Here is a 22225-nt window from a genome sequence, read left to right as displayed (position 1 = left end):
TCAGGAAGGAGCCCCGACCGGTGCGGCGTAGGCGGGCGGTGGCACGAAGGCGTGGTAGCGCTCCTCCATCAGTCTTGCGAAGCGGATACAAAGGATATCGTCGAGCTGATCGCCGACGATCTGGACCCCAATCGGCAGTCCATCGTCGGAAAATCCGACCGGTGCGACGGTGGAGGGCAGGAAGAACGCGCCTGTATAACCGGCCCAGAAGAGCTGCCGACCGAACGGCACATCGCGGCCGTTGACGGTGAGCGTGCGCCATGCCGGTGCCCGCTCGTCATGCGGGAACGCTGTGGTCGCCAGTACGGGGCAAAGCAGGATGTCGCATTCCTCGAAGAAGCCGCGCCAGCTTGCCGCGATCGCGTGTCGTTCCTCGTTCAGCCGCAGCCATTCCCGGTGACTCATGGTGACACCCTGGAGGAACATCGTGCGCAGTTGGCTTTTCGGACCCGCAAGGTCGGACTTTTCGATCTCGAAGGCAGCGATATCCGCATCGGTCATGTCCTGCGAGATCGCCGCCCGCATCAACAGCTCGTAGACTTCATGGACGCGCTGGCTGTCGAGCCCGGGGCGCCAGCCGACGCGAACGTCCGCACCCTCACCACGCAGGAATTCAGCCAACCGGGAGAGCTGGCGTTCTATCGCACTATCGACCTCGGCATAATCGTCGTTGAGGATCACCCCGATCTTCAACCCGCGAAAGGAGTCGATCTTCCGTTCTTCGGCGCGCCGGTACTGACCTGGGAACCGTTCGTGACTGGCATCGGCCAATATGCGGAACTCTGTCTCGAGATCCTCAGCGCTTCGGGCAAGCGGACCGATCACGGAAATGTCGCCGGCGGCGTGTCGCGTTCGCAGGGAGTGGCCGGCGGAGGAACAGAGCCCGTATGTGGGCTTGTGGGCGAACACGCCGCAGTAATGAGCCGGGTTGCGAAGCGACGAGGCTATGTCGCTGCCGAGCTCCAGAGCCGAGAGGCCGGCCGCCAGCGCCGCGGCGGAACCGCCCGAGGAACCGCCAGGCGTCCTGTCCAGGTTCCATGGGTTGCGCGTGCGTCCATAGATTTCGTTGGCGCTCTGGGCGTCGGCAAGACCCGGCGGTACGTTCGTCTTGCCGAAAATGACCGCACCGGCAGCCTTGAGGCGGGAGACGGCGACCGCGTCTGTCACCGCGACGTTGTCGCGGAAGGGGAGCAGGCCATAGGTCGTCGGAGTACCGGCGAGATTGAAGGATTCCTTGATCGTCATCGGCACGCCGTGGAGCGGGCCGAGCGGACCGTCCGAGGCGACCGCATCGTCGGCTGCCTTCGCGGCGCGTCTCGCCTCCTCGATATCGAGCACGACGATGGCGTTTATGGAGGGATTGTAAGCGTCCACACGGTCCAGATAGCCCTCGAGGAGCTCTTCCGCGCTAACCTCTCTGGCCCGAATCCGGCGGGCCAGCGTCGCTGCCGAGCTGAAAAAATCGTCTGCCACTCTGGGTCTTTCGAAATTGGACGCTCGGCCAGGGAGGTCGACCGCCACCGTCGCCTGCTACCTGAAGTAGGACGGGATCAGATCCTTCCCCTCGACGTCCGATGACAACATCCCCTGATCCTTCATCGTGTCGATCCAGTACTGGATCCCCTCAGCCGGCACCACGGAGGTGAAGGTGCCCCAACGGGAGGTCGCCACTACCGGCTCCGGAAGCTTGGTCCATTTTGCGAAGCTCTTGCGTGCCTCCGCGTCATTCGCCTTGATGAACTCGGCCGCTTCCGCGAGGGCATCTCGAAACCCCTTCACTTCCTCTGGATGGTCTTCGGCCCATTCCCGGGAAGAAACGAAGATGACGATGGGCGCCCCGTCGGGCATCGTCGCGACGAAGTCGCCGAAGTCATAGCCGGCGCCCTCCTTGATCATCTTCGAGTAGAAGGGATCGACGGATACGACCGCATCCACGTTGCCGCTGGTCAGCAGGTCCTGCATCTGCGGGAACGGCACCTCCACGAAACGGACTTTCGAGTAGTCGCTGTCGTTTTCCCGCATCCAACGTTGCACCATCGCCTGGTGATACGATTCCAGGCCGACTACGCCGACCGTCTTGCCCTCGAGTTCCTTTGGCGACTTGATGTTGCTGTCCTTGCGCGCGAGCACGCCGACAGCCGGCGGCTGGACCGAGGGGAAGGCCGATGCTCCCGCGATTACCGAGAGTTCTATGCCTGCCTGCCAGGCGGCAAGGACCGGGATGAGCACGGTGTGCCCTACCTCGGCCGACCCCGACGCGATCGCGCTGATCATCACCGAGGGGTTCGGCGCCGCCGTCAGTTCGACGTCCAGCCCTCGCTTGTCGAAGAACCCTTGGTCCTCGGCCACGAAGAGCGGGAGACCATCGCTGATCGGTACGAAATTCACCCGGATGGGATCTGCCGCGGCACCGGTGACGGCAAGTCCACCGGCGAGCCCTACGGCAGTCAAAATACGGCGCAATGTGCCCAGCATCACTCGTCCTCCCTTGTAAGGTTGTCTGATATAAGGATTGCTTATTTCAATCCTGTCAAGGGTAAGTGCAATGCTCTTCGCCGTTGCATCTGCCGTCGGCCCGGCCTCGGTTCCATGGGAATCAACCGCCGCCGGCTGCCGATGCCAGATCAGGATCCGAGAGATCTGAGCACGTCGCGCTGTTCGGATGCGGTCTTGGCGTGGGAGGCGCGAAGTTCGCGGAGCAGTCCCGAAAGGATTCTGCGCAGTTCCGAAAAGTCATCTTCGGACAGAGACGAGAAAGCCGAGCTTTCGACAGAGTCGGCGATGGCGTCGGCCTCGGCCAGAATCTCCCGCCCGGCTTGGGTGAGCGCGGCAGCGAGAATGCGCCGGTTCTGAGGGTTAGGAGAGCGGTGCAGCAGACCGCGACGCTCCAGCCCCGCAACGATCTCGATCATCGACTGCTGCGTGACGAAGAAACGCCTCGACAGCTCCGCCGAGGAGATCCCTTCACGGGAGCCGACGATGCTGAGCACGGTGTACTGGATTCCGGTGAGACCGACTGCCCGCAACTCTTGCTCGAGCTGCGTGCGCATGGCCTGATTCGTTTGGTTGAGGAGGTAGATCGATCGCGGCCGCAATCCCTTGCGGCCTTCTCGGGTAGGTCTCTCGCTTGACAATATCAGGTTACCTTATTTATGGGACCTTGATTAATGTAGTCCATGGAGGATTCCGATGACAGCCGCAATCGCAACGGGCGGGGCCAAGGAGGGAAGCGGTCGCGGCTGGGGGGAATTCGTCACGGTCGAAACCGAAGACGGGATTGCGTGGATCACCCTCAACCGTCCCGAAAAGCAGAATGCGATCAATCCCGGCATCGTCCGTGAAATGATTGCGGTGCTCGATGCGATGGAGGAGGACGATTCCGTTGGCGTGGTGGTGATCACCGGGGCCGGCGACGCCTTCTCGGCGGGCCAAGACCTGAAGGAGTACTTCCGCGTGCCCGATGCGGGACCACCACTCGATCGGGAGCGGCTCTATGCATCGAATGCGGCCTGGCAGTGGCGCCGAATGATGTATTTCCGCAAGCCGACGATCGCGATGGTGAACGGGTGGTGCTTCGGTGGCGCCTTCCAGGTCCTCATTGGCTGCGACCTGGCCGTCGCGGCGGACGATGCGGTCTTCGGCCTTTCCGAAATCAATTGGGGGATCATCCCCGCCGGTATCGTCACCAAATCGGTTGCGGAGGTCATGTCGCAGCGCGACGCCCTCTACTACATCATGACCGGTGAAACATTCGACGGCCGTCGCGCAAAGGAACTTGGCCTCGTCAACATCGCGGTGCCGCGTGAGGAACTTCGGGACCGCACCAGGGCGCTGGCAGAGACGCTGAAGGCGAAGAACCCGTTCGTTCTTCGCGCCGCCAAGACCGCCTATCACCACGTCAAGTCGATGTCATGGGAGTCGGCGCTCGAGTACCTGATGGCGAAGTCGGACGCGACCAAGTTTCGCGACCCCGAGAAGGGCGACCAGGCGGGCATGAGGCAGTTCCTCGACGAAAAATCCTATCGTCCGGGGCTGCAGACCTACGAACGAAACGGTTAGCCCCATGGCGGTGGTGCCGGGTGTGGAGAAGCTGTTGCGACCGCGTTCGATTGCGGTGATCGGCGCCTCCGCGGAACCGTTCAGCCTGGGCAACAACGTCATGGCCAACCTGGCGGCATTCGGCTACGAGGGCGAGATTCTGCCGGTAAGCCGACGTTTCGAGAGCATCGACGGCATCGCCTGCATTCGGTCGGTCGCCGATCTGCCGGAGGGAATCGATCTCGCGGCGCTCGTCGTGCCAGCCGCCGCGGTGCGCCAGACGATAGCGGAATGCGCCGCCGCAGGTGTCGGCGCAGCGGTTATCTTCGCATCCGGATTCGCAGAACTTGGCACCGCAGGGGCCGAGGAACAGGCGGAGATAACCCGCATCGCCCGCGCGGCGGGAATGGCGGTCCTCGGTCCGAACTGCCTCGGCTTCACGAACTACGTAGCCGGGGTGCCGGTTACCTTCGAGCGGATGCAGCCGGTTGCGTTGACCAAAGCGGGTGTGGCAGTCGTGGCCCAGAGCGGTGCGATGACAGGCAATATACGAGATGCGTTGCGCAGCCGTGGCCTGCCCGTCGCCTACGCAATCTCGACCGGCAACGAAGCGGTACTTTCGGCAGAGGAGGTACTCACCGGGCTGCTCGACGATCCCGCCGTCGCCACGTTCGCGGCGTTCGTGGAGCAGATCAGGGACCCCGCCGCTTTCCTTGATTTCGCCAAGCGCGCATGGCAGCGCGGCAAACCGGTGGTGCTGATGCACCCGGGACGCAGTCAGCGCTCGCGGGAGGCGGCACAGTCTCACACCGGTGCGATGGTCGGAGACCATGAGGTCATGGAGGCCTTCGTGCGCTCGTCCGCGGTCACGCTCGTGGACAGTTTCGACGAACTCTTCGACACGACGCTGCTGCGGCACCGCTACCCCTCGGCGCGGATCCGCGGTCTCGGCGTGGTCACCAACTCCGGCGCTGTTCGCGGCTTCTGTCTCGATTTCTGCGAGGAGATCGGTCTGGCTCTGCCGGACCTGCGTCCGATGACCTCGCAGGCGCTCTCGGGAATCTTGCCCGACTTCGCAACCATCGACAATCCCCTCGACATAACGGCCATGGGAATGAGCAAGCCCAACCTGTTCGGCGACAGCTGCGCGGCGATGCTCGCCGATGATTCGGTCGATGCACTGTTGGTCGCTGCCATGGGGGGAGCGCCCAAACAGGTCCTTGCAAAATGGGAATCGCTGAAGCCCGTGCTTGCATCATCGGACAAACCGGTAGCCCTCGCGTTTCTCGGCGACGAACTGCCCATGTCCGACGCGTTCATGGCCGACGTGCGCGCGGCCGGTGTGCCATTCTTTCGCTCGCCGGAACGCGCGATGCGGGCTTTTGCCGGTATCGCACGGTTCCGGGAAGCCCGGCAGTTTCCGGCAGCGGCTCTCGCGGCATCCGGCGAGGCCGAGGCGCTGGCCGAGTATCGCGGCAAGCGACGCCTGGAGCGGGCGGGCTTTGGAATTCCGCGAGGAGCGCTGGCGCGCGACGCCGACGAGGCGGTCCGGATCGCGAGCGAAATCGGCTATCCAGTCGCTCTGAAAGTCCAGTCGGCGGCGATTGTCCACAAGACCGACGTCGGAGGCGTCCGGCTCGGGATCGCCAACGAGGCGGCGCTTAGGGAGGCCTTCGCCTCGGTGGCAATGAGCGTCGCTGCGGCAACCGCCGACGCTGGACCGGATGGGATGCTCGTCGAGGAAATGGCGCCGCGTCCGGACCTGGAAATGGTTGTGTCCGCCCGCCGCGATCCGTCTTGGGGCGCAGTGCTCGTGGCAGGTCTCGGCGGCGTGCTCACCGAGTTGCTTGACGATGTTGCCCTGGTTCCGGCAGGATCGCCGCGGTCCGACATCGAAGTTGCACTGCGGAGCCTCAGGGGGGCTCGATTGTTCGACGGTTATCGCGGTTCCAGCGCGCTCGATGTCGAAGCCGTTGTGGACCTGCTCGACCGGCTTGGCCGCCTGATCCTGGAAGACGGGGACATCTCGGAGGTCGAGATCAATCCGATTGCCGTCTACGCCAAGGGCGACGGCGTTCGAATCCTGGACGTTCTGATGAGCGTAAGAGCACCTGTGGCCGGAGACCCCGCGTAGCAACTCGTTTCCCTGGTCAGGCAATTGCGGGAGCTACATCTCTTAGACCCCAATGGGCTTCGAACTCACCCGGCGGCTCCGCATACGGTCCTGTTCCGGACAGCGTCGCGCAGGATCAGGCGTGTTCGGCGTGCCCGAGGACGCGCGGAGTTTAGGGAAAATCTCAAGTGTATTCCTTCCGACCGGATTTGCTTCAAAGATTGCATGAATTTCTCCACCTTCTACGTGGAAGCAATGTCGTGGAATGCCAGATCGAGCGCAATCACGCTTTGGAACCATTGTGAACACGCACGACACCACGAGGATCACTATCGGGATATCCTCAACGAGATCGGTTTCGTCGTAAACAACTATATTTTAACTTGCTGATTTCATTGAAGCAATGGCGGACGGGACGGGACGGGACCGGGATCGAACGTTCTCTGCCTCCTAAGTCACTGATATTATTACCACTGCACTAGGGTTGGAATCCCAAGCGCATCAAATGGAACTGGCAACGAACCTAACGACCTAGGGGCTGGATCGCATGCCTTCGATCCGTCGTTTGCGGATCTCAGAGGTGAACATCGGGCCGAACCTGTGTCACCAAAACCGGACTGTCTCGTGGCGTGCATTGATGCCGCGCTCATCGTGCAGGTCTTCGACGTTTCGGAGCGAGAGCGGGAAGCGGACATAAATCATCACCGCTAGGCGGATGATCTCTTCGTTCATCTTGAAGTACTGGAAAGGTGTGCGCTTGGTCATGCGCGCAGACTAGCCAGCGCCCTGTCTCGTCCCAAGCCGAGTTTGTCTGATGGTGTGGACGGCTCCACCCGAACGGCATCGCATTCTGCCATGTTGGTGCTGTGTGACAGCCAACACAGGAGAGGAGCCGACCACATGGGATTTCAAAGCCGAAGGAGAGCCAGACGGCACGATGGAAAATCACTGGCGGGAAACGGTGGCAGGCGTAGGAAACTCGGCGCATGGTTTCCAATACTGGCGGCCTAGTGCGACCGCCAGCCACTTAACGTGAGACTGCCACGCCAGCGAATAGCGCGTATACATGTCGAACCCGTATAAGAACTTTGATAGAATGAGTGGCATTCCGGCAAACTCGGTTGGGCAGGCCGGTCACATAGTCTCGCCGCCCTGACCGGGTTAACCCGATTCCGAGGCTCGAGTACGCCCTGAGGGCACAGGTGTGCTTGGCAGGGTTCGCGGCTTCATGAAGGGGGGATTGGATGCATCCGCTCGACAAGAAGCTCTTGCGAGACGTCCGGCGGCTCTGGGCCCAGGTCACCGCGATCTCGCTCGTGATGGCGGCGGGCGTCGCGACGGTACTCTTGGCCATCGGTTCCTATCGCTCGCTCGAGGAAACACGTATCGCCTATTACGAGCGTCAGCGCTTCGCGGATGTGTTCGTCCGCGTCGATCGCGCGCCGCGCAGCGTTGCGGACCGGATTGCCAGGCTCCCGGGTGTCGCGACCGTCGAGACCAGAATCGTCAATTCTGCGCTTGTCGAAATCGACCGGATGCAAGAGCCGGCCATGGGCCTCTTCGTCTCGGTCCCGGACGGGGCGATGCCGGTGCTCAACCGGCCCTACCGGAAACTCGGACGCATGCCGGCTGCAGCTTCAGCAGACGAGGTTGTCGTCAACCAGGCCTTCGCCGACGCGCACGGGTTCCGGCCCGGCGACAGGTTTGGCGCCATCCTCAACGGGCGGAAGTACACGCTCCGGATTGTCGGCACCGTCTACTCCCCCGAATTCGTTTATGCCGCCGGGCCAGGCGACATCATGCCGGACAATCGCCGCTTCGGCATCGTCTGGATGAACGAAAGTGCCCTTGCGGCGATCTACGATCTGGAGGGCGCCTTCACCTCCGCGCTTGTCCGCACGACACGCGGCGCCAACGAGGCCGGTGTGCTCTCGGGCATCGATGTCCTGCTCGAGCGCTATGGCAGCCAGGCCGCGCATGGCCGGCGCGACCAGTTCTCGCATGCCTTCCTGAACCACGGGCTCGACATGTTGTACAGTATGAGCCTGACCCTGCCGCCCGTCTTCTTCGGCATCGCGTTCTTCCTGATCTACCTCACGCTCAACCGCATCATATTGCTCGAACGCGGCCAGATTGGTCTGCTGAAGGCTTTCGGTTATGGAGATGCAGAGATCGCCGGGCATTACCTCAAGTTCGTCGCGTGCATCTGCCTTCTTGGGATATTGGCCGGTATGACGTCTGGCGTGCTGCTTGGCCAATACGTCACCCGGCTCTACGCCGACTACTTCCGGTTTCCGCTGCTGATCTTCGCCCCGGCCGCCGATATCTATCTTCTGGCTGCCCTGCTGCCGGCGCTGGCCGCAGTTGCAGGCGCGTTTCAGGCGGTCTCGCGGGTCCTGGCGCTTTCGCCGGCTGCCGCGATGCGTCCAGCGGCACCACCGCGGTTCCGGCATGACCAAAGCAGGCTGTCGAAACTCACGAGAAGTTTTCCGCCCCTCACGAAACTCGCGTTTCGCAGCGCGATCCAGAACCGCCTTCGCTCGGCCATGACCATGATCGGGCTTGCCATGAGTTCGGCGATCCTGATCGCGTCGCTCTACTTGGCGGATTCGATGGAGTATCTGGTGGACGTCAAGTTCATGCTGTCCGAACGTCAGGATGCGACCCTCGTCTTCACCGCTGAGCGTCCTGTCGCCGCGCTCGGTGCCGTCGAGCGGTTGCCGGGGGTGCTTGCCGCCGAGCCGGTCAGACTGGTGCCCGCCCGGATCCGGAACGGCACGACCGAACGGCGGATCGGGCTGTACGGCCGCCCCGCCGATGCAATGCTCGGCCGTATCGTCGATGGAGAGCTGCGCATGGTCACGCCGCCGACGCATGGCGTTGCGATCAACGCCTGGCTCGCGGGCGTGCTGGAAGTCGGGATCGGAGACCGCGTCGAGATCGACTTGCTGGGCGCGCGGCGCCGGACTGTCTCGCTGCCAGTGACCGCGCTAACGGAGGAATTCCTGAGCCTGCAAGCGACGATGGAGCTCTCGGCGCTTTCGCGGCTTCTGCGCGAGGGTCCAAGCATGGACCGTGCCGAGCTGAGGATCGACCCGGCCAGGATGGACCGGCTTTATCAAGCGGTCAAGACCTCACCTGCTGTCGGCGGCATCGCGCTGCAAGGCATTTCCCTCGCAAATTTTCAGACCGCGCTCGGCATCATCGTCACGGCAATGGCGTCGATCTATACCGGTCTGGCGGGCGCGATCGCGTTCGGAATGGTCTACAATGCGATGCGGATTTCGCTGTCTGAACGCGCCGCGGAACTGGCCACGCTTCGCGTGCTGGGCTTCAGCGAAGGGCAGGTCTTCTGGGTCCTCGCCGGCGAACTCGCGCTTCTTCTGGTGGTCTCGCTGCCGCTTGGCTGGGCGGCCGGATACGTGAACGCGGCGATCATGGGGAATGCCATGGATGCCGATCTGATGCGGATGCCTCTGGTGATCGATCGGGGGACCTACGTTGTGGCCAGCGTGGCGGTGGTCGCGGCCGCTGTGCTGTCAGCGATGTTCGCTTGGCGTAGGATCAAGGACTTCGATCTCGTCGCGGTCCTGAAGACGAGGGATTGAGGCATGACGAAAATCGGGATCAAATCGCTTCTCGCCGGGCTCTGCGGTGTTGCCTTGCTTGGCTTCGTGATCTGGTTCCTTCGGCCGCAGCCGGTTCTGGTGGATATCGGCGAGACCAGGATCGGAACGCTCGCCATCACCGTGGACGAGGAGGCCCGCACCCGGGCGCGCGCCATCTATACGGTTTCTGCACCCGTAGCAGGGCGGGTGGTGCGCAATGCGCTGGTTGCGGGGGACGCGGTGACACGGAATGAAACCGTCGTGGCGATCCTGCGCCCAACCATGCCCGCCTTCATCGACGAGCGGTCCAGAGAAGAGCTGCGCGCGGCACTTTCTGAAGCCGAAGCCGGTATCGAGTACGTTCGGCACGAGGTCGGGCGCATCGAAACCGAAGCCGAGCTGGCCCGCAGCGAACTGGCTCGGGCTCAGGCTCTCGCCGACAGAAACGTCGTCTCCGTCGAGAACCTCGACAAGGCCCGCCGCGCGACCGAGGCCCGCGAACACGCGCTCGCTGCGGCCCGCGCGGAGCTTGAGGTCCAACGCAACAGATATGCCGCGATCGCGGCGCAATTGTCCGAGCCCGGGGATTTCAAACAGAATGGCCAGGGCTTTCAGGAACTGCATCTGACCGCCCCCGTCTCTGGCGAGGTGTTGCGGGTGGTCCAGAAAAGCGAGTCGGTCGTCGCGGCCGGTACACCCCTAATCGAGATCGCTGACACGCGCGATCTGGAAATCAGGGCGGATCTGTTGTCGACCGACGCGGTCCAGGTCGAGGTCGGCGCGACGGCTCGGATTCTCGATTGGGGCGGCCCGCCGCTCGAGGCGCGCGTGACCCGTCTGGATCCGGCCGGGCTCGAGAAGACGTCCGCGCTCGGGATCGAGGAGCTACGCGTCCCGGTCATCCTTGAATTGACCAGCCCCGATGAGACATGGTCGCGGCTCAAGCACAATTTCCGCGTGACAGCGGAAATCACGCTCGCAAGGGTCGAGAATGCGCTTCTGTTGCCTTCGGCCGCGCTCTTTCGAAGCGGCGATGGCTGGGCGGTCTTCGTTTTCGAACAAGGGCGCGCCCAGCTGCGCAAGGTCGAGATCGGACCGGGGAATGAGAGTTCTACATCGGTCCAGGGTGGGCTCGCGGCCAGTCAGCGGGTGATCCTCTACCCCGACGAGCGGATCGCCGAGGGAACGCGGGTTGCAGTCCGCGTCGACGGCTGAAGCCGCGTGCAGCGCAGCCTTCCGGCGCCAGGATCACCGTCCCTGGAAACGGCATTGGTGTGGCGAATTAAGAGGAAGACGATGGAAGACAGCCACAAAGCCACGCCGCGGTCGAAGACGGTCTTTCGCACGAAAGGACTGACGAAGGTCTACGGCGAAGGTACCGCGCTGGTCCATGCGCTGCGCGGCGTTGACCTCGAGATCCCAGAAACCGAGATCGTCTTTCTGCTGGGGCCGTTGGGCTCGGGCAAATCGACCTTGCTCAACATCATCGGGGGGCTCGATCAAGCCAGCGAGGGCCGGGTCTGGTTCCGCGACCGGGAGTTGACGGCAATGACCGACCGCCAGCTCGTCGCCTACCGCCATGACCATGTCGGCTTCGTCTTCCAGTTCTACAACCTGATACCCACTCTCTCTGCCCGTGAGAACATCTAACTTGTCACGGTGAATGCGCGCCGTTCTCTGGATTCGCGCGAGGCACTGGAACTTGTCGGGCTTGCCGAGCGCGCCGATCATTTCCCGGCCGAGCTTTCCAGCGGAGAGCAACAGCGGGTCGCGATCGCCCGTGCCGTCGCCAAGCAGCCCGACGTGCTGTTCTGCGACGAACCGACCGGCGCTCTCGACAGCAAGACGGGCCGCGGCGTGCTGAAGATGCTGAGCGACGTCAACCGACGCCTCAACTCGACCATACTCATTGTCACCCACGCCGCCGCCAGGGCGCAAATGGCCGACCGGCTGATCCATTTCGCAGACGGACGGATCCGTGACGTCGTTCGCAACGCGACCAGAAAAGACCCCGAAGAAATCGACTGGTAGACGTGCGGCCGCCGCCATCAGTCAGACCCCCATACTCCCCCATATCCGCAGCCTCCATCCCCTGCCCCGCGGCACATGCTCTGGCGGTTGGTGACTTCCTCGTTTTGCGATCTTGCGAAGGTCGGAGCCGGATCGACGACAAGGGAGTGACCGGTGACCGCGTGATCCTCGCCGCCTTGGAGGATGGGTTTCTTGCCGCCTCCCCGATAGGTCTTCACGTTCCTGGCAGCCACCTCCGTCGGCGATCAGGTCTGCGGTCCCGAGCGGGCCGTCCAGTGCGCCGGCGAGGCCGAGCCCGGCTACCCTCGCCGCCATCTTCATCCGCAACATGCCGTGATGTCTGAGTCGCCCGTGAGCTCAATGTCGTTCTGCGCAGCGACCGCCCCCGCCGCGCGCTTGCCGATAACTCACTAGCCATTTACTGCGACGCGGATTTTCGATTGTTCGGCCATGTTTCTACTCCTTCTCCTTCGTCGCAGAGCCGACAGGCGCCGCCACCAGGTTCTGCGGCCGCCCTTCCGCGAAGGCGCGGATGTTCTCGACCGTCGTCACGGCGATCCTCTGCACCGCCTCGCGGGTATTGAAGGCACTGTGCGGCGTCACGATCACGTTTTTCATGCGCAGGAGTACATGGTTGGCGACGAGGTCGCGCAGGTCGTGCTGCTCGCAGTATATGGAGCAGATCAGCTCCGCCTCCTCGCGGATCAGCGGCTCGTCGGGCAGCACGTCGAGGCCCGCCGCCGCGACCTTGCCGCTGGTCAGCGCTTGGATCAGCGCCCGCGTGTCGATCAGATCGCCGCGCGCCGTGTTGATGACCACGACGCCGTCCTTCATTTGCGCGAAGGCGTTGGCCGACAGCATGTGGCGCGTCTCGGGGAGCGAGGGCACGTTGAGGCTGATGACGTCCGCCTCGCCGTAGAGCGTTGCCAGGTCGGTGTAGTGGAACCCGAGTTCCGCCGCGAGCCGCGCCTGCGGCGCCGCGTCATGCGCAAGCACTTGCATCTGGAAGCCGCGGGCGATGCGGATGACGTGCTGGCCGATCCGCCCTGTGCCGATGACCCCCAGCGTCCGGCCGGCAAGGTCAAAGCCCTGCAGCCCCTCGGGCGAGAAGTATCCGCGCTGAGCCCGATCCATCGCCTCGGGCAAGCGGTGGCTGATCGCGAGCAGCAGCGCGAAAACGTGCTCGGCCACGGTGTTCTCACCATAGCTCGGCACGTTCGCCACTGCGATGCCGTGCGCCGCACAATAGTCGAGGTCGATGTGGTCGAACCCGGTCGATCGCGTGGCGATCAGCCTGAGCGCCGGCATCTGTTCCAAGACCTGCCGGTCGAGCCGGGAAAAGATGAAGGTCGAAACGACCTCTGCAGTCGCATGTGCTCCCGCGTACTCAAAGTCGAGAGGTTTTTCCGTATGACTGACGTCATGGTCTGTCCCCATGGCGGCGAACACCGGAAACTCGCGTGGCTCCATCTCGAAGAGGACGACCTTCATGCGCCGCCTCCCCCAATGCCGGAATGTTCCCACGCGGGACGGGTCGGCTCGCCCCGCCTTAGCCGCGCCTTGGCCGCCGTCGCATCGATCGCCATCGGACTGTTGAGATACACCGGCACCCTCGGGATCTCGCCCCGCGCCATGAGACGAGCGACGTGATACATCAGCCCCTGCGCGCGGCCGACCGCGAAGGACGGGATGAGGACTGTCCCGCCGCGGGCGAAGGTGCGCTTGAGCACGGGGGCAAGCTCTGCCTCGGGGTCGATGTCGGGATGGCGCCGGTTGCCGTAGGTCGACTCGCAGACAACCACGTCGGCGCCTTCGAACGGCGCAGGCGGTCGCATAGGCGGATCGGGATCATGGCCGAGATCGCCGCTGAAATGGACAGTTGAGCCGCCGATCTCGAGCCGGATCTGCGCCGCTCCGAGAAGGTGCCCGGCGGGAATGAAGGTGGCAGCGATGCCGTCTCCTAGATCGATCCGTCGACGGAACTCAACGGCGTCGAACCGCTCAAGCGCCTTCTCGGCATCCTTCAGCGTGTAGAGCGGGATCGGGTTCCGGTGCTTCGAGAAGCCCTTGCGCGCCGCATAGCGCGCTTCTTCCTCCTGCAGATGACCGCTGTCGGGCAGGATGAGCCCGCAAAGTTCGGCCGTCGCTTCGGTGCAGTGCACGCGCCCCGCGAAACCCGCGCGGATCAGGGCCGGAAGATATCCCGAGTGGTCGAGATGGGCATGAGTCAGAAGTACCGTGTCGATCGCGGCGGGCCGCGCCGGGAACGGCTTGCGGCTGCGATCCCGCAGCGTCTTGAAGCCCTGGAAGAGACCGCAATCGACAAGAATGCGGCGCGACCCGGCCTCCACGAGATAGCGGGACCCTGTGACGGTTCCCGCCGCCCCGAGGAAACGCAGGCTGGGACGGGCAAGGCGGGTCATACCGGCCCTCCGGCGCGCTATGAGCGCGTTGTAGAGACCACCGAAGACCAGTGCGACATACCAGCCGTAGAGGAAGCTCTCCACCAGACCGATGGCGAAACCGGTCGGTGTCAGCCACACGAAACCGGGCAGCAATCCGGCCCAGGTCTCGTACATCACGTAGCGCGGGAACAGCAGGTCGAAGGCGACACAGACCACATAGGTGATGGACAGAAAGAGGCTCAGCGCCCAGCCGAGATCGGTGATCGGGAGGCTGTTGTGGCTGCCGCTCGCGGCATGTCCCATCACGCGGTTGCCGCACGAAAACCGCAGCGCGAAGAACAGTATTGCGGCGATACCGGCGAAATAGAGGATTGGCATCATGGCCCGGTTCCTTTCGGTACTGGCCAGACCCGGTCCCGACCTAGCTCGTCCAGCCGGGTCGGGACCGGGTCGTGACGGTGTCAGTTGTCGGACGGCATCCGCCCGTCCATCATGTCCGAGGCTCCGGGCATCCCGCGCCGCATCTCCATCCGCCGAGCGGGTGCGCCCATCTCGGTCTCGGTGATCCTTCCGTCGCCGTCGGCGTCGAGATGCTGGAACCGGTCCACTGTGGTTTCGCGGATCATCGCCGCGTGTAGAGCCTCGAATTCCGTCAGCGACATGGTCCCGTCGCTATCGGCATCGAATTCGGCAAGACGGGCCAGCATCGCCTCGCGCGCAGCTTCGGGCTCGGGCTCTCCGGCCATGCCGTCGCCCATCATGCCCGGCCCCATCATCATGCGCATCATGTCGCCGTCCATCATCGACACGCCGCTGCCTGGACAGGCGCCCGTCATCTGACCATGCATCTGTACCATCATCCGCATCATATCCTGCATCATCTCGCCCTGGCCGACGGAGGGTCTGCTGTCTTTCGCCAGCGGCCCGCTGCCATGACCATGATCGCTGTCGGCAGCGGCATGGCCTGCAGCGGCAATCGAGAGGCTCAGCGCGGCTGCAAGGGTAGCTATCGTCTTCATGTCTGGTTCCTCGTGTATGGTTCGGTGACTCTGCGGGCCAGGTAGCTGGTGCAATCAGCTGCTTGGGGACAGAGCTGTCGATAGTTGAATCTGCAGGGGTTAGCGTCTTCGCTGCGACCGCTGACGGGCGGCGTGATTTCGTCTGTCGCCTGAAGGTCTGAAGCGTCGACACTACCAGGCGTGACGTTTCACGCAGTGAGACCGCTGAGGATCCGTCGTGTCGAGAGGTCAGGCCCCAGACTGGACGACAATCTGACGCGCGTGGTTCTAACCGCGACGGGGAGGCCGCAGGAGCCCGAAAGTCGGAGATGACGCTGCGGCGGAATCGACGATCGCGAAACGAACGAGACTCGTCTCGGGTGCCGGCAGGAGCACAGGCGCCAATGGAAGGGCCGCGACGCAGATGACCCCACTCCCGCAATGTGTCGCCGAAGGGGGATGAACTCCGACGTCCTGGTGCGAGCCGTCATGGCCCACGTCGACAAGGATGCCCGTGTGAGTCACCGCGTCGCCAACCACGATGCCGTGGGCGTGCGGCGACGTTCCGAACCCGATGACGAGCACCACGGTGACCAGCGCGAGGGCGCGGGTCACTGCGCAGAGCAGGCCAAGCAGGCTGGTGCGACTCACATCGTTCTCCGGTTCCCGCCAACTGGCATCCTGTCTGGACTTCCTCGCAGGACCTCTCCTTGACGCAGATCAAGGTTACTTCCTTTTTTTTGAAGTGGGCGGTATTTGGAAATGCCATGGCTTCTTCAATGAAACGCGCGGTTCCCGTGGAGGGGGATCTACTGATCCCTTCATTCCTCGGTCATTTCGCATGGACTGCCAGCCTGGCTCCACCGTCCCAACACGGCCCCCATCCCGTAGGTCAGCAACACGCCCCCAATATCGGCCGCTAATGCGGCAAGGCTGCCCTCACATAAGCTGCCAGTCTACCCTCTGCGTGGGATAGCTCCCCCCCTCCCCCCGACAGCGGTCGGACAGGTCGTCCACCGATGATCCTCAGAAACTCAAAAGCGCGATAAGAGTAGCGCGAGAGCAAGGGGGTCAACCGGGATTGCAGTGCACATCTCAGGGCGTACACACCAGTTCAGTGAAAGCTGCAATCACGCGAACCCCGAGACCCGGCCCGCGGTTCGCACATGACTGTCGGCAGCCTGCGCTCATACTTGTATGCCGGGCGCAAACCTTTATTTGTATCAGATATGCTGATATGCAGCGGCATCCATCCCCTAGCTACGGACCGACCGCATGAGTGGCAGAGTGCTCGTCATTGACCCATCGGAACGACTGGACCTTATTCGAGGGCTGGCAAGCGAGGTACGCGTTTCCATTCTCAAGCTGCTGCGCAATGGTGAAGAGAAGAACGTCAACCAGATCGCCGAACAGCTGGGGCTGCCACAGTCGACCGTTTCGTCCAACCTGCAGGTACTGGAAGATACGGGGCTCATCACGACCGTCACCCGCAAGGCGCGCAAGGGCAGTCAGAAAGTCTGCAAAACGGCCTTCACGGAAATCCTCGTGGGATTTCGCGACAACCTGCCGGAGGCCGGGGATGGCGCCATCGAGGTTTCCATGCCACTCGGTCTCTACACCAGTTGCGACGTAACAGGGCCTTGCGGGCTCTGCTCTACGGACGGGGTAATCGGTCTGCTTGACGTTCCCGACACATTCCTTGATCCGAACCGCATGAAAGCCGGGCTTCTCTGGTTCACCAGGGGATATGTCGAATACCAGTTTCCCAACAATACAAAGCTCAATCGCACCAGACCCAAGGCGCTGGAATTCTCGATGGAGCTAAGCTCCGAAGTGCCCGGCACGGCGGCTGACTGGCCGTCGGACATTTTCCTAGAGGTCAACGGAGTCGATATCGGAACCTGGACCTCGCCGGGCGACTTCGGAGACAAACGCGGGGTCTACACGCCAGACTGGTGGAAGCTTGCGGGTTCCCAATACGGAAAGCTGAAAAACTGGCGGATAACCGGCAAAGGCAGCTTCATCGACGGCATGCAGATATCCGACGTGACCCTGGATGACCTGCTCATCGATCAGCACCGCTCGATCCGGATGCGCGTCGGGGTCAAGGAGGACGCCGAACATCCTGGTGGTATGAACATATTCGGCAAGGGTTTCGGCAACTACGATCAGGATATCGTGCTGCGTATAGCCACGTGAGGGCCGCCGCTTTGGAAAAAGCGCCTTGACGAACGGCCTTTTCTCATCGTTACAATAACGTCAAATCTGGTATAAACCAGAAGTGACGCTATAAATCTGGGAGGAGCGGCGTGAAAGCGCACGTCACGGCGCATGCGCGCTATGTGGTCGCCGAAATCGACAATCGTCTCTACGGGTCGTTCCTCGAACATCTTGGGCGAGCTGTCTACACCGGCATTTACGAACCTGATCACCCCACTGCCGACCAAAATGGTATGCGCCGCGACGTCATCGACCTCGTTCGCGAACTCGATACGCCGATCTGCCGCTATCCCGGCGGCAATTTCGTTTCCGCCTACAATTGGGAAGACGGGATCGGGCCGAAGGAGGAGCGGCCCACACGGCTGGACCTTGCCTGGCATACCTCCGAATCCAATCAAGTCGGCATCCACGAATTCGCTGACTGGGCCAAATCCACGAATATCGAGATGATGCTGGCGGTCAATCTCGGGTCGCGCGGGCTCGATGCCGCGCGCAACTTCGTTGAATATGTCAACCATCCCGGTGGCAGCTACTGGTCTGACCTGCGCAAGAAAAACGGCCGCGCAGATCCGTGGGATGTCAGGCTTTGGTGCTTGGGCAACGAGATGGACGGCCCTTGGCAGGTCGGACACAAGAGCGCCGCTGAATACGGGCATCTCGCGAACGAAACGGCGAAGGCGCTGCGTGCATTTGACGACAAGCTGGAACTGATCGTATGCGGCTCATCCCATTCCGACATGGCCACCTACCCGCAGTGGGAAGCCACCGTGCTGGACAGCACCTACGACCAAGTCGACTACATTTCGCTTCACATGTATTTCGAGAACTACGAGAAGAACGCCGCCGAGTACCTCGCGCTTCCAAAAAAGCTCGACCGATATATCGGAACGGTTGGCGGCGTCATCGACTATATCAAGGCGAAGCGGCGGGCCAAGAACGACGTCAAGATCTCCTTCGACGAGTGGAATGTCTGGTATCACCAGCGAAAGAACGACGCGAAACGTGTGAAAGAGTGGGGTTGGCCCCATGCGCCAGCGCTCTTGGAAGACATCTATAATTTCGAAGACGTGCTGCAGGTCGGCTGCATACTCAACACGTTTATCCGCCGATCGGACCTGGTCCGCATCGCATGCATAGCGCAACTCGTGAATGTCATCGCCCCGATCATGACAGTCCCGGGCGGCCCGGCCTGGAGGCAAACAATCTACTATCCGTTCCAGCTCGCGTCGCGTCACGGCCGCGGAACTGCACTTCACCTGGATATCGATTGCCCCGCATATGATGCCGACATTGCCGCCGGCGTTGAGTATCTCGACATCGCAGGGGTGCACGACAGCGATACCGGAACGCTGAACTTCTTTGCCGTCAATCGGAACGGCTCGGAGCCGATGGAGATTGAAATCTCCATCGAAGGCTTCGGCGCAGCGAAGTCAGTCGCGCATACCTTGATCAAGCACGACGACTTGGAAGCGACGAATACAGAGAACAATCCCGAAAACGTCAAACCCGCAAAAGCAAAGGGAGCGAAGCTGTCAGGCGGCAAGCTGTCTGTCAGCGTACCGGCACATTCCTACTCGATGATCAGCGTACAGCTTTAGGAATGACTTCACCGCGGCGCCATGGCCGCACAGCGAAGGGAGGAGAAGCAGATGTTGAACCTGAGTGCTCTTAAGACAACTGCGCTAGCAGCGACGATGCTGATGTCGTCCGCCGCCTATGCTCAAGAAACTGTGGTGTGGTGGGATTTTCTCGGCGGCGGCGACGGCGTCCGCATGAAGCAGATGATCTCTGACTTCAACGAGGCGCACAAAGGCGAGATCACCATCGACGCAACGACGCTGGAGTGGGGCGTTCCCTTCTATACCAAGGTGCAGACGGCCGTGCCAGTCGGCGAGGCGCCCGACATCATGACCTATCACGCCAGCCGCATTCCGCTGGCGGTCGACCAGAATCTGCTTTCGGAAATCACCGCTGACGACTGGTCGAAGATGGGCATCAGCGAGTCAGATTATGCTCCGTCGACCTGGGACGCCGTAACCGTCGACGGCAAGCAGTATGCCGTCCCGCTCGATACGCACCCGATCGTTCTCTACTATAACAAGGAACTGCTCGAGAAGGTCGGCCGACTCAGCGACGACGGCACGCCGATGGGTATGGACAGCCGCGAGGGCTTCACCGAAACTTTGAACGCCCTCAAGGAGTCTGCCGATGTCACGTTCCCACTCGGCTCGGTCACCGCGGACGGCAACTTCATGTTCCGCACCGTCTATTCGCTGATGGGCCAGCAGGACGGCGAGTTGATGACTGACGGCGAGTTCCTGGCCGGCGACAATGCGAAGAAGCTGCAGAACGCGCTTGCCGTGCTCGCCGAATGGACCAATGAGGGCCTGCAGTCGACCTACACCGACTACCCCGCAACAGTTGCGCTGTTCACGTCCGGCGAAGCCGCGATGATGATCAACGGTGTCTGGGAAGTGCCGACCATGACCGACCTGCACAAGGAGGGCAAGCTCTTCGAGTGGGGCGCAGTCGAACTGCCGGTTATCTTCGATCATCCGTCGACCTATGCAGATAGCCACACCTTCGCGATTCCCGCCGGTGACATGACCGCGGAAAAGCGTGCGAAGGTACTTGAGGTGATTAGCTGGATCTCCAAGAACTCGCTGTTCTGGGCGACCGCAGGCCACATCCCGGCCTATGGGCCGGTCACCGAAAGCGCCGAGTACAAGGCGATGGAGCCCAACGCGACCTATTCGCCGCTTACGGAGAACATGATCTTCGATCCCAAGTCGACACTGGCAGGCATAGCCGGCCCGATCTTCGACGTCATGTCGACCTATTTCGTTCCGACGCTAAACGGCGAAATGGACCCCGCGGAAGCGGTTGAAGAAATCAAGGTCGAACTGAACGACCTGTGATCCTCCCCGGCAGGGCGCTCGCATAGCGGGCACCCTGCACGCCTGGAGTTTCGCCTTGATACGCGATTCCAAGAATGAGTGGCTGATCGCCTTTGTCTTGCTTACACCCTTCCTGGCGGTGTACGGGCTGATCTTCGTCTATCCTACGATCGACATGTTCCTGCTGTCCTTCACGGACGCACCGCTGATCGGTGACGGGGACTATGTCGGGCTCGATAACTACACGCGCCTCGCGAGCGACCGACGCTTCGGTACCGCGATCTGGAACACAGCCTACTTCGTCGCCATGTCGGTCGTTCCCGGCACTGCAGTCGCACTCGCCATTGCGCTTGGCGTTAGCAGACTGACAGGCCGGATGCAGACCCTGATCCTGGCACTGTTCTTTCTGCCCTATATCCTGCCCGTTTCGGTTGTCTATCGCCTTTGGGATTGGACGATGAACTTCCAGTTCGGCATCGCCATGCACGTCTTCGACATGCTGGGCATCGACAGGGTTCCGGTTTTCAAGACGACGACCTGGTTCATACCGGCGGTCGCATTCATCACGATATGGTGGACCTGCGGTTTCAACATCCTCCTGTTCCTGGCTGGCCTTCGCGCCATCCCGCAGGAAATCTACGAGGCGGCATCGCTCGACAATGCCGGGCGGTGGACGACGTTCCGCAAAGTGACGTGGCCGCTGCTGTGGCCGATCACAGCGTTGAACCTCACAATCCAGCTGATTTTGCAGATGAAGATTTTCGACCAGGTCTATCTCTTCTCGACAGGAGGGAGGCCGAACGACAACCTGGTGATGGTCTACTACATCTTCCAGCGAGCCTTCCAATCCAACCATGGAGGACGGGCTGCCGCGATCGCCGTGGTCCTGTTCGTCATCGTCGTGGTCGTCTCCATTCTGAATTACCAACTCACCCGGTTTTCCGGGAGCGGCAGGCGATGAACCCGGCCACTGCCCGCCGGGCTAGTATCGCCGGACTGGCGATCACGTTGCTCACGGTGGTTCTGGCTGTGTTATGGGCATTCCCAATCTATTGGGGTGTCGTGAGTTCGCTCAAACCCGACAATGAGGTAGTGCGGCCCTATATCGAGCTGTGGCCCGATACGCTGACCTTCGAGCACTATGTATTCGCCCTCACCCAGACACAGATCGGCTACTGGTATCTGAATTCCATCGCCACGGCCCTGGGCGTGATGGTCCTGACGGTGGGAAGTTCCATCTTTGCCGGCTACGCCATCTCCCAGTTGCGTTTTCCGTTCAGGCGCGCGCTGTGGTGGTTCATTCTTGCGAGCTTCATGGTCCCGACGCAGGTCCTGATCATCAATCACTTCGTTCTGATGGCGAATATGGGCCTTTTGAACAGCTGGGCAGGCATAATTCTGCCGCAGCTGATCCATCCCGTAATCATTATCGTCTACAAGCAGTTCTTCGATCAGGTGCCCAAGGATTTCCGTGAGGCTGCCATCATGGACAATGCGTCGGAATGGCGGATCCTGTTCAAGGTCTACATGCCAATGAACTGGGGCGTCACCACCGCGCTGTCGATCGTCACGTTCATCTGGGCATGGAACGCGTTCTTGTGGCCGTTCCTGGCGGTTACGAAGACCGAGATGATGACCATCACCGTCGGGATTACCCAAACCAACGACAGTTTCGGCATCTATTACGCCAGCGAATTGGCGGCCGCGGTCCTCGCCGGGTTCCCGGTTGCCCTGGCATATCTGCTGTTCCAGCGCCGCGTGACCGAAGCCATCACACTGAGCGCCGGCATCAAGGGATAGCATCACCGAATCCGGACCCGGAGGGATCCTATCTGCTTAAAGCCTGCCCGCAGCATGCCGGCAGTTCATCCCCCGTGGAATAGCCGACGAGCGTCAGGCTGTTACCGAGGCGGCC

Annotated in this window: 17 protein-coding genes and 1 pseudogene; 10 read left to right on the top strand and 8 right to left on the bottom strand. The window is 62.0% G+C overall.

The window, feature by feature from the left end:
* The 3 genes from ABGN05_RS14545 to ABGN05_RS14535 form a co-directional block, all read right to left on the bottom strand.
* Window positions 1–1473: an amidase gene (locus tag ABGN05_RS14545; protein WP_367954754.1), complete on the bottom strand. Its 1473-nt coding sequence runs from the start codon at window positions 1471–1473 to the stop codon at window positions 1–3.
* Between the two features lie 57 nt (window positions 1474–1530).
* Window positions 1531–2475, bottom strand: a complete 945-nt coding sequence (locus ABGN05_RS14540; RefSeq protein ID WP_367954753.1) for an ABC transporter substrate-binding protein — start codon at window positions 2473–2475, stop codon at window positions 1531–1533.
* A gap of 149 nt (window positions 2476–2624) precedes the next feature.
* A complete protein-coding gene (locus ABGN05_RS14535) occupies window positions 2625–3050 on the bottom strand; it encodes a MarR family winged helix-turn-helix transcriptional regulator (protein ID WP_367954752.1) in 426 nt (141 codons plus the stop codon).
* 139 nt (window positions 3051–3189) lie between these two features.
* Here ABGN05_RS14535 and ABGN05_RS14530 point away from each other — a divergent pair, with 139 nt between their 5' ends.
* Both ABGN05_RS14530 and ABGN05_RS14525 read left to right on the top strand, forming a co-directional pair.
* The gene (locus tag ABGN05_RS14530) at window positions 3190–4059 is read left to right on the top strand and encodes a p-hydroxycinnamoyl CoA hydratase/lyase (RefSeq protein ID WP_367954751.1); all 870 of its coding nucleotides are present in this window, start codon (window positions 3190–3192) and stop codon (window positions 4057–4059) included.
* A 34-nt stretch (window positions 4060–4093) separates the two neighbouring features.
* Window positions 4094–6172 (top strand): acetate--CoA ligase family protein, encoded by a 2079-nt coding sequence (locus tag ABGN05_RS14525; protein WP_367954750.1) that lies wholly within the window; start codon window positions 4094–4096, stop codon window positions 6170–6172.
* Between the two features lie 582 nt (window positions 6173–6754).
* On the opposite strand, the gene ABGN05_RS14520 is transcribed toward ABGN05_RS14525, so the two are convergent.
* The gene (locus tag ABGN05_RS14520) at window positions 6755–6916 is read right to left on the bottom strand and encodes a hypothetical protein (RefSeq protein WP_367954749.1); all 162 of its coding nucleotides are present in this window, start codon (window positions 6914–6916) and stop codon (window positions 6755–6757) included.
* 479 nt (window positions 6917–7395) lie between these two features.
* On the opposite strand from ABGN05_RS14520, the gene ABGN05_RS14515 reads away from it, so the two are divergent.
* From ABGN05_RS14515 to ABGN05_RS14505, 3 genes and pseudogenes are all read left to right on the top strand, one after another.
* The gene (locus ABGN05_RS14515) at window positions 7396–9759 is read left to right on the top strand and encodes an ABC transporter permease (protein WP_367954748.1); all 2364 of its coding nucleotides are present in this window, start codon (window positions 7396–7398) and stop codon (window positions 9757–9759) included.
* A gap of 3 nt (window positions 9760–9762) precedes the next feature.
* A complete protein-coding gene (locus ABGN05_RS14510; protein WP_367954747.1) occupies window positions 9763–10974 on the top strand; it encodes an efflux RND transporter periplasmic adaptor subunit in 1212 nt (403 codons plus the stop codon).
* A gap of 81 nt (window positions 10975–11055) precedes the next feature.
* Window positions 11056–11790, top strand: a pseudogene (locus ABGN05_RS14505) (ABC transporter ATP-binding protein).
* A gap of 456 nt (window positions 11791–12246) precedes the next feature.
* Here ABGN05_RS14505 and ABGN05_RS14500 read toward each other — a convergent pair.
* The 4 genes from ABGN05_RS14500 to ABGN05_RS14485 all read right to left on the bottom strand — a co-directional run bounded on the left by ABGN05_RS14500 (window position 12247) and on the right by ABGN05_RS14485 (window position 15844).
* Window positions 12247–13281: a hydroxyacid dehydrogenase gene (locus ABGN05_RS14500; protein ID WP_367954746.1), complete on the bottom strand. Its 1035-nt coding sequence runs from the start codon at window positions 13279–13281 to the stop codon at window positions 12247–12249.
* Window positions 13278–14576 (bottom strand): DUF5676 family membrane protein, encoded by a 1299-nt coding sequence (locus ABGN05_RS14495; RefSeq protein WP_367954745.1) that lies wholly within the window; start codon window positions 14574–14576, stop codon window positions 13278–13280. The genes ABGN05_RS14500 and ABGN05_RS14495 overlap by 4 nt, the downstream gene beginning before the upstream one ends.
* An 80-nt stretch (window positions 14577–14656) precedes the next feature.
* Window positions 14657–15214 carry an EF-hand domain-containing protein gene (locus ABGN05_RS14490; RefSeq protein WP_367954744.1) on the bottom strand — a complete coding sequence of 186 codons (558 nt, stop codon included), beginning with the start codon at window positions 15212–15214 and terminating at the stop codon, window positions 14657–14659.
* Window positions 15215–15481: 267 nt separating this feature from the next.
* Window positions 15482–15844 carry a hypothetical protein gene (locus ABGN05_RS14485; RefSeq protein ID WP_367954743.1) on the bottom strand — a complete coding sequence of 121 codons (363 nt, stop codon included), beginning with the start codon at window positions 15842–15844 and terminating at the stop codon, window positions 15482–15484.
* A gap of 624 nt (window positions 15845–16468) precedes the next feature.
* Between ABGN05_RS14485 and ABGN05_RS14480 the strand changes: the two genes are divergently transcribed.
* From ABGN05_RS14480 to ABGN05_RS14460, 5 genes are all read left to right on the top strand, one after another.
* Window positions 16469–17392 carry an ArsR/SmtB family transcription factor gene (locus tag ABGN05_RS14480; RefSeq protein WP_367954742.1) on the top strand — a complete coding sequence of 308 codons (924 nt, stop codon included), beginning with the start codon at window positions 16469–16471 and terminating at the stop codon, window positions 17390–17392.
* Window positions 17393–17502: 110 nt separating this feature from the next.
* On the top strand, window positions 17503–19011 hold the full coding sequence (gene arfA / locus ABGN05_RS14475) for an arabinosylfuranosidase ArfA (protein WP_367954741.1): 1509 nt from the start codon (window positions 17503–17505) through the stop codon (window positions 19009–19011).
* A 51-nt stretch (window positions 19012–19062) separates the two neighbouring features.
* Window positions 19063–20331, top strand: coding sequence for an extracellular solute-binding protein (locus tag ABGN05_RS14470; protein WP_367954740.1), 1269 nt, complete (start codon window positions 19063–19065; stop codon window positions 20329–20331).
* Between the two features lie 55 nt (window positions 20332–20386).
* Window positions 20387–21271, top strand: a complete 885-nt coding sequence (locus ABGN05_RS14465; RefSeq protein WP_367954739.1) for a carbohydrate ABC transporter permease — start codon at window positions 20387–20389, stop codon at window positions 21269–21271.
* A complete protein-coding gene (locus tag ABGN05_RS14460; protein ID WP_367954738.1) occupies window positions 21268–22110 on the top strand; it encodes a carbohydrate ABC transporter permease in 843 nt (280 codons plus the stop codon). The genes ABGN05_RS14465 and ABGN05_RS14460 overlap by 4 nt, the downstream gene beginning before the upstream one ends.
* Window positions 22111–22225: the final 115 nt, after the last annotated feature.

The sequence above is a fragment of the Aquibium pacificum genome (assembly GCF_040839445.1).
Classification (GTDB): Bacteria; Pseudomonadota; Alphaproteobacteria; order Rhizobiales; family Rhizobiaceae; genus Aquibium; species Aquibium pacificus.
Note: the sequence above shows the minus strand (reverse complement) of the source record. Positions and strands in the feature narration are given on the sequence as shown.

Excerpts from the sequence above, each read along its gene's own strand:
- ABGN05_RS14540 (WP_367954753.1), bottom strand. The coding sequence starts at position 2,475 with ATGCTGGGCACATTGCGCCGTATTTTGACTGCCGTAGGGCTCGCCGGT.
- ABGN05_RS14535 (WP_367954752.1), bottom strand. The coding sequence starts at position 3,050 with ATGCGCACGCAGCTCGAGCAAGAGTTGCGGGCAGTCGGTCTCACCGGA.
- ABGN05_RS14530 (WP_367954751.1), top strand. The coding sequence starts at position 3,190 with ATGACAGCCGCAATCGCAACGGGCGGGGCCAAGGAGGGAAGCGGTCGC.
- ABGN05_RS14520 (WP_367954749.1), bottom strand. The coding sequence starts at position 6,916 with ATGACCAAGCGCACACCTTTCCAGTACTTCAAGATGAACGAAGAGATC.
- ABGN05_RS14515 (WP_367954748.1), top strand. The coding sequence starts at position 7,396 with ATGCATCCGCTCGACAAGAAGCTCTTGCGAGACGTCCGGCGGCTCTGG.
- ABGN05_RS14510 (WP_367954747.1), top strand. The coding sequence starts at position 9,763 with ATGACGAAAATCGGGATCAAATCGCTTCTCGCCGGGCTCTGCGGTGTT.
- ABGN05_RS14500 (WP_367954746.1), bottom strand. The coding sequence starts at position 13,281 with ATGAAGGTCGTCCTCTTCGAGATGGAGCCACGCGAGTTTCCGGTGTTC.
- ABGN05_RS14495 (WP_367954745.1), bottom strand. The coding sequence starts at position 14,576 with ATGATGCCAATCCTCTATTTCGCCGGTATCGCCGCAATACTGTTCTTC.
- ABGN05_RS14490 (WP_367954744.1), bottom strand. The coding sequence starts at position 15,214 with ATGAAGACGATAGCTACCCTTGCAGCCGCGCTGAGCCTCTCGATTGCC.
- ABGN05_RS14480 (WP_367954742.1), top strand. The coding sequence starts at position 16,469 with ATGAGTGGCAGAGTGCTCGTCATTGACCCATCGGAACGACTGGACCTT.
- ABGN05_RS14470 (WP_367954740.1), top strand. The coding sequence starts at position 19,063 with ATGTTGAACCTGAGTGCTCTTAAGACAACTGCGCTAGCAGCGACGATG.
- ABGN05_RS14460 (WP_367954738.1), top strand. The coding sequence starts at position 21,268 with ATGAACCCGGCCACTGCCCGCCGGGCTAGTATCGCCGGACTGGCGATC.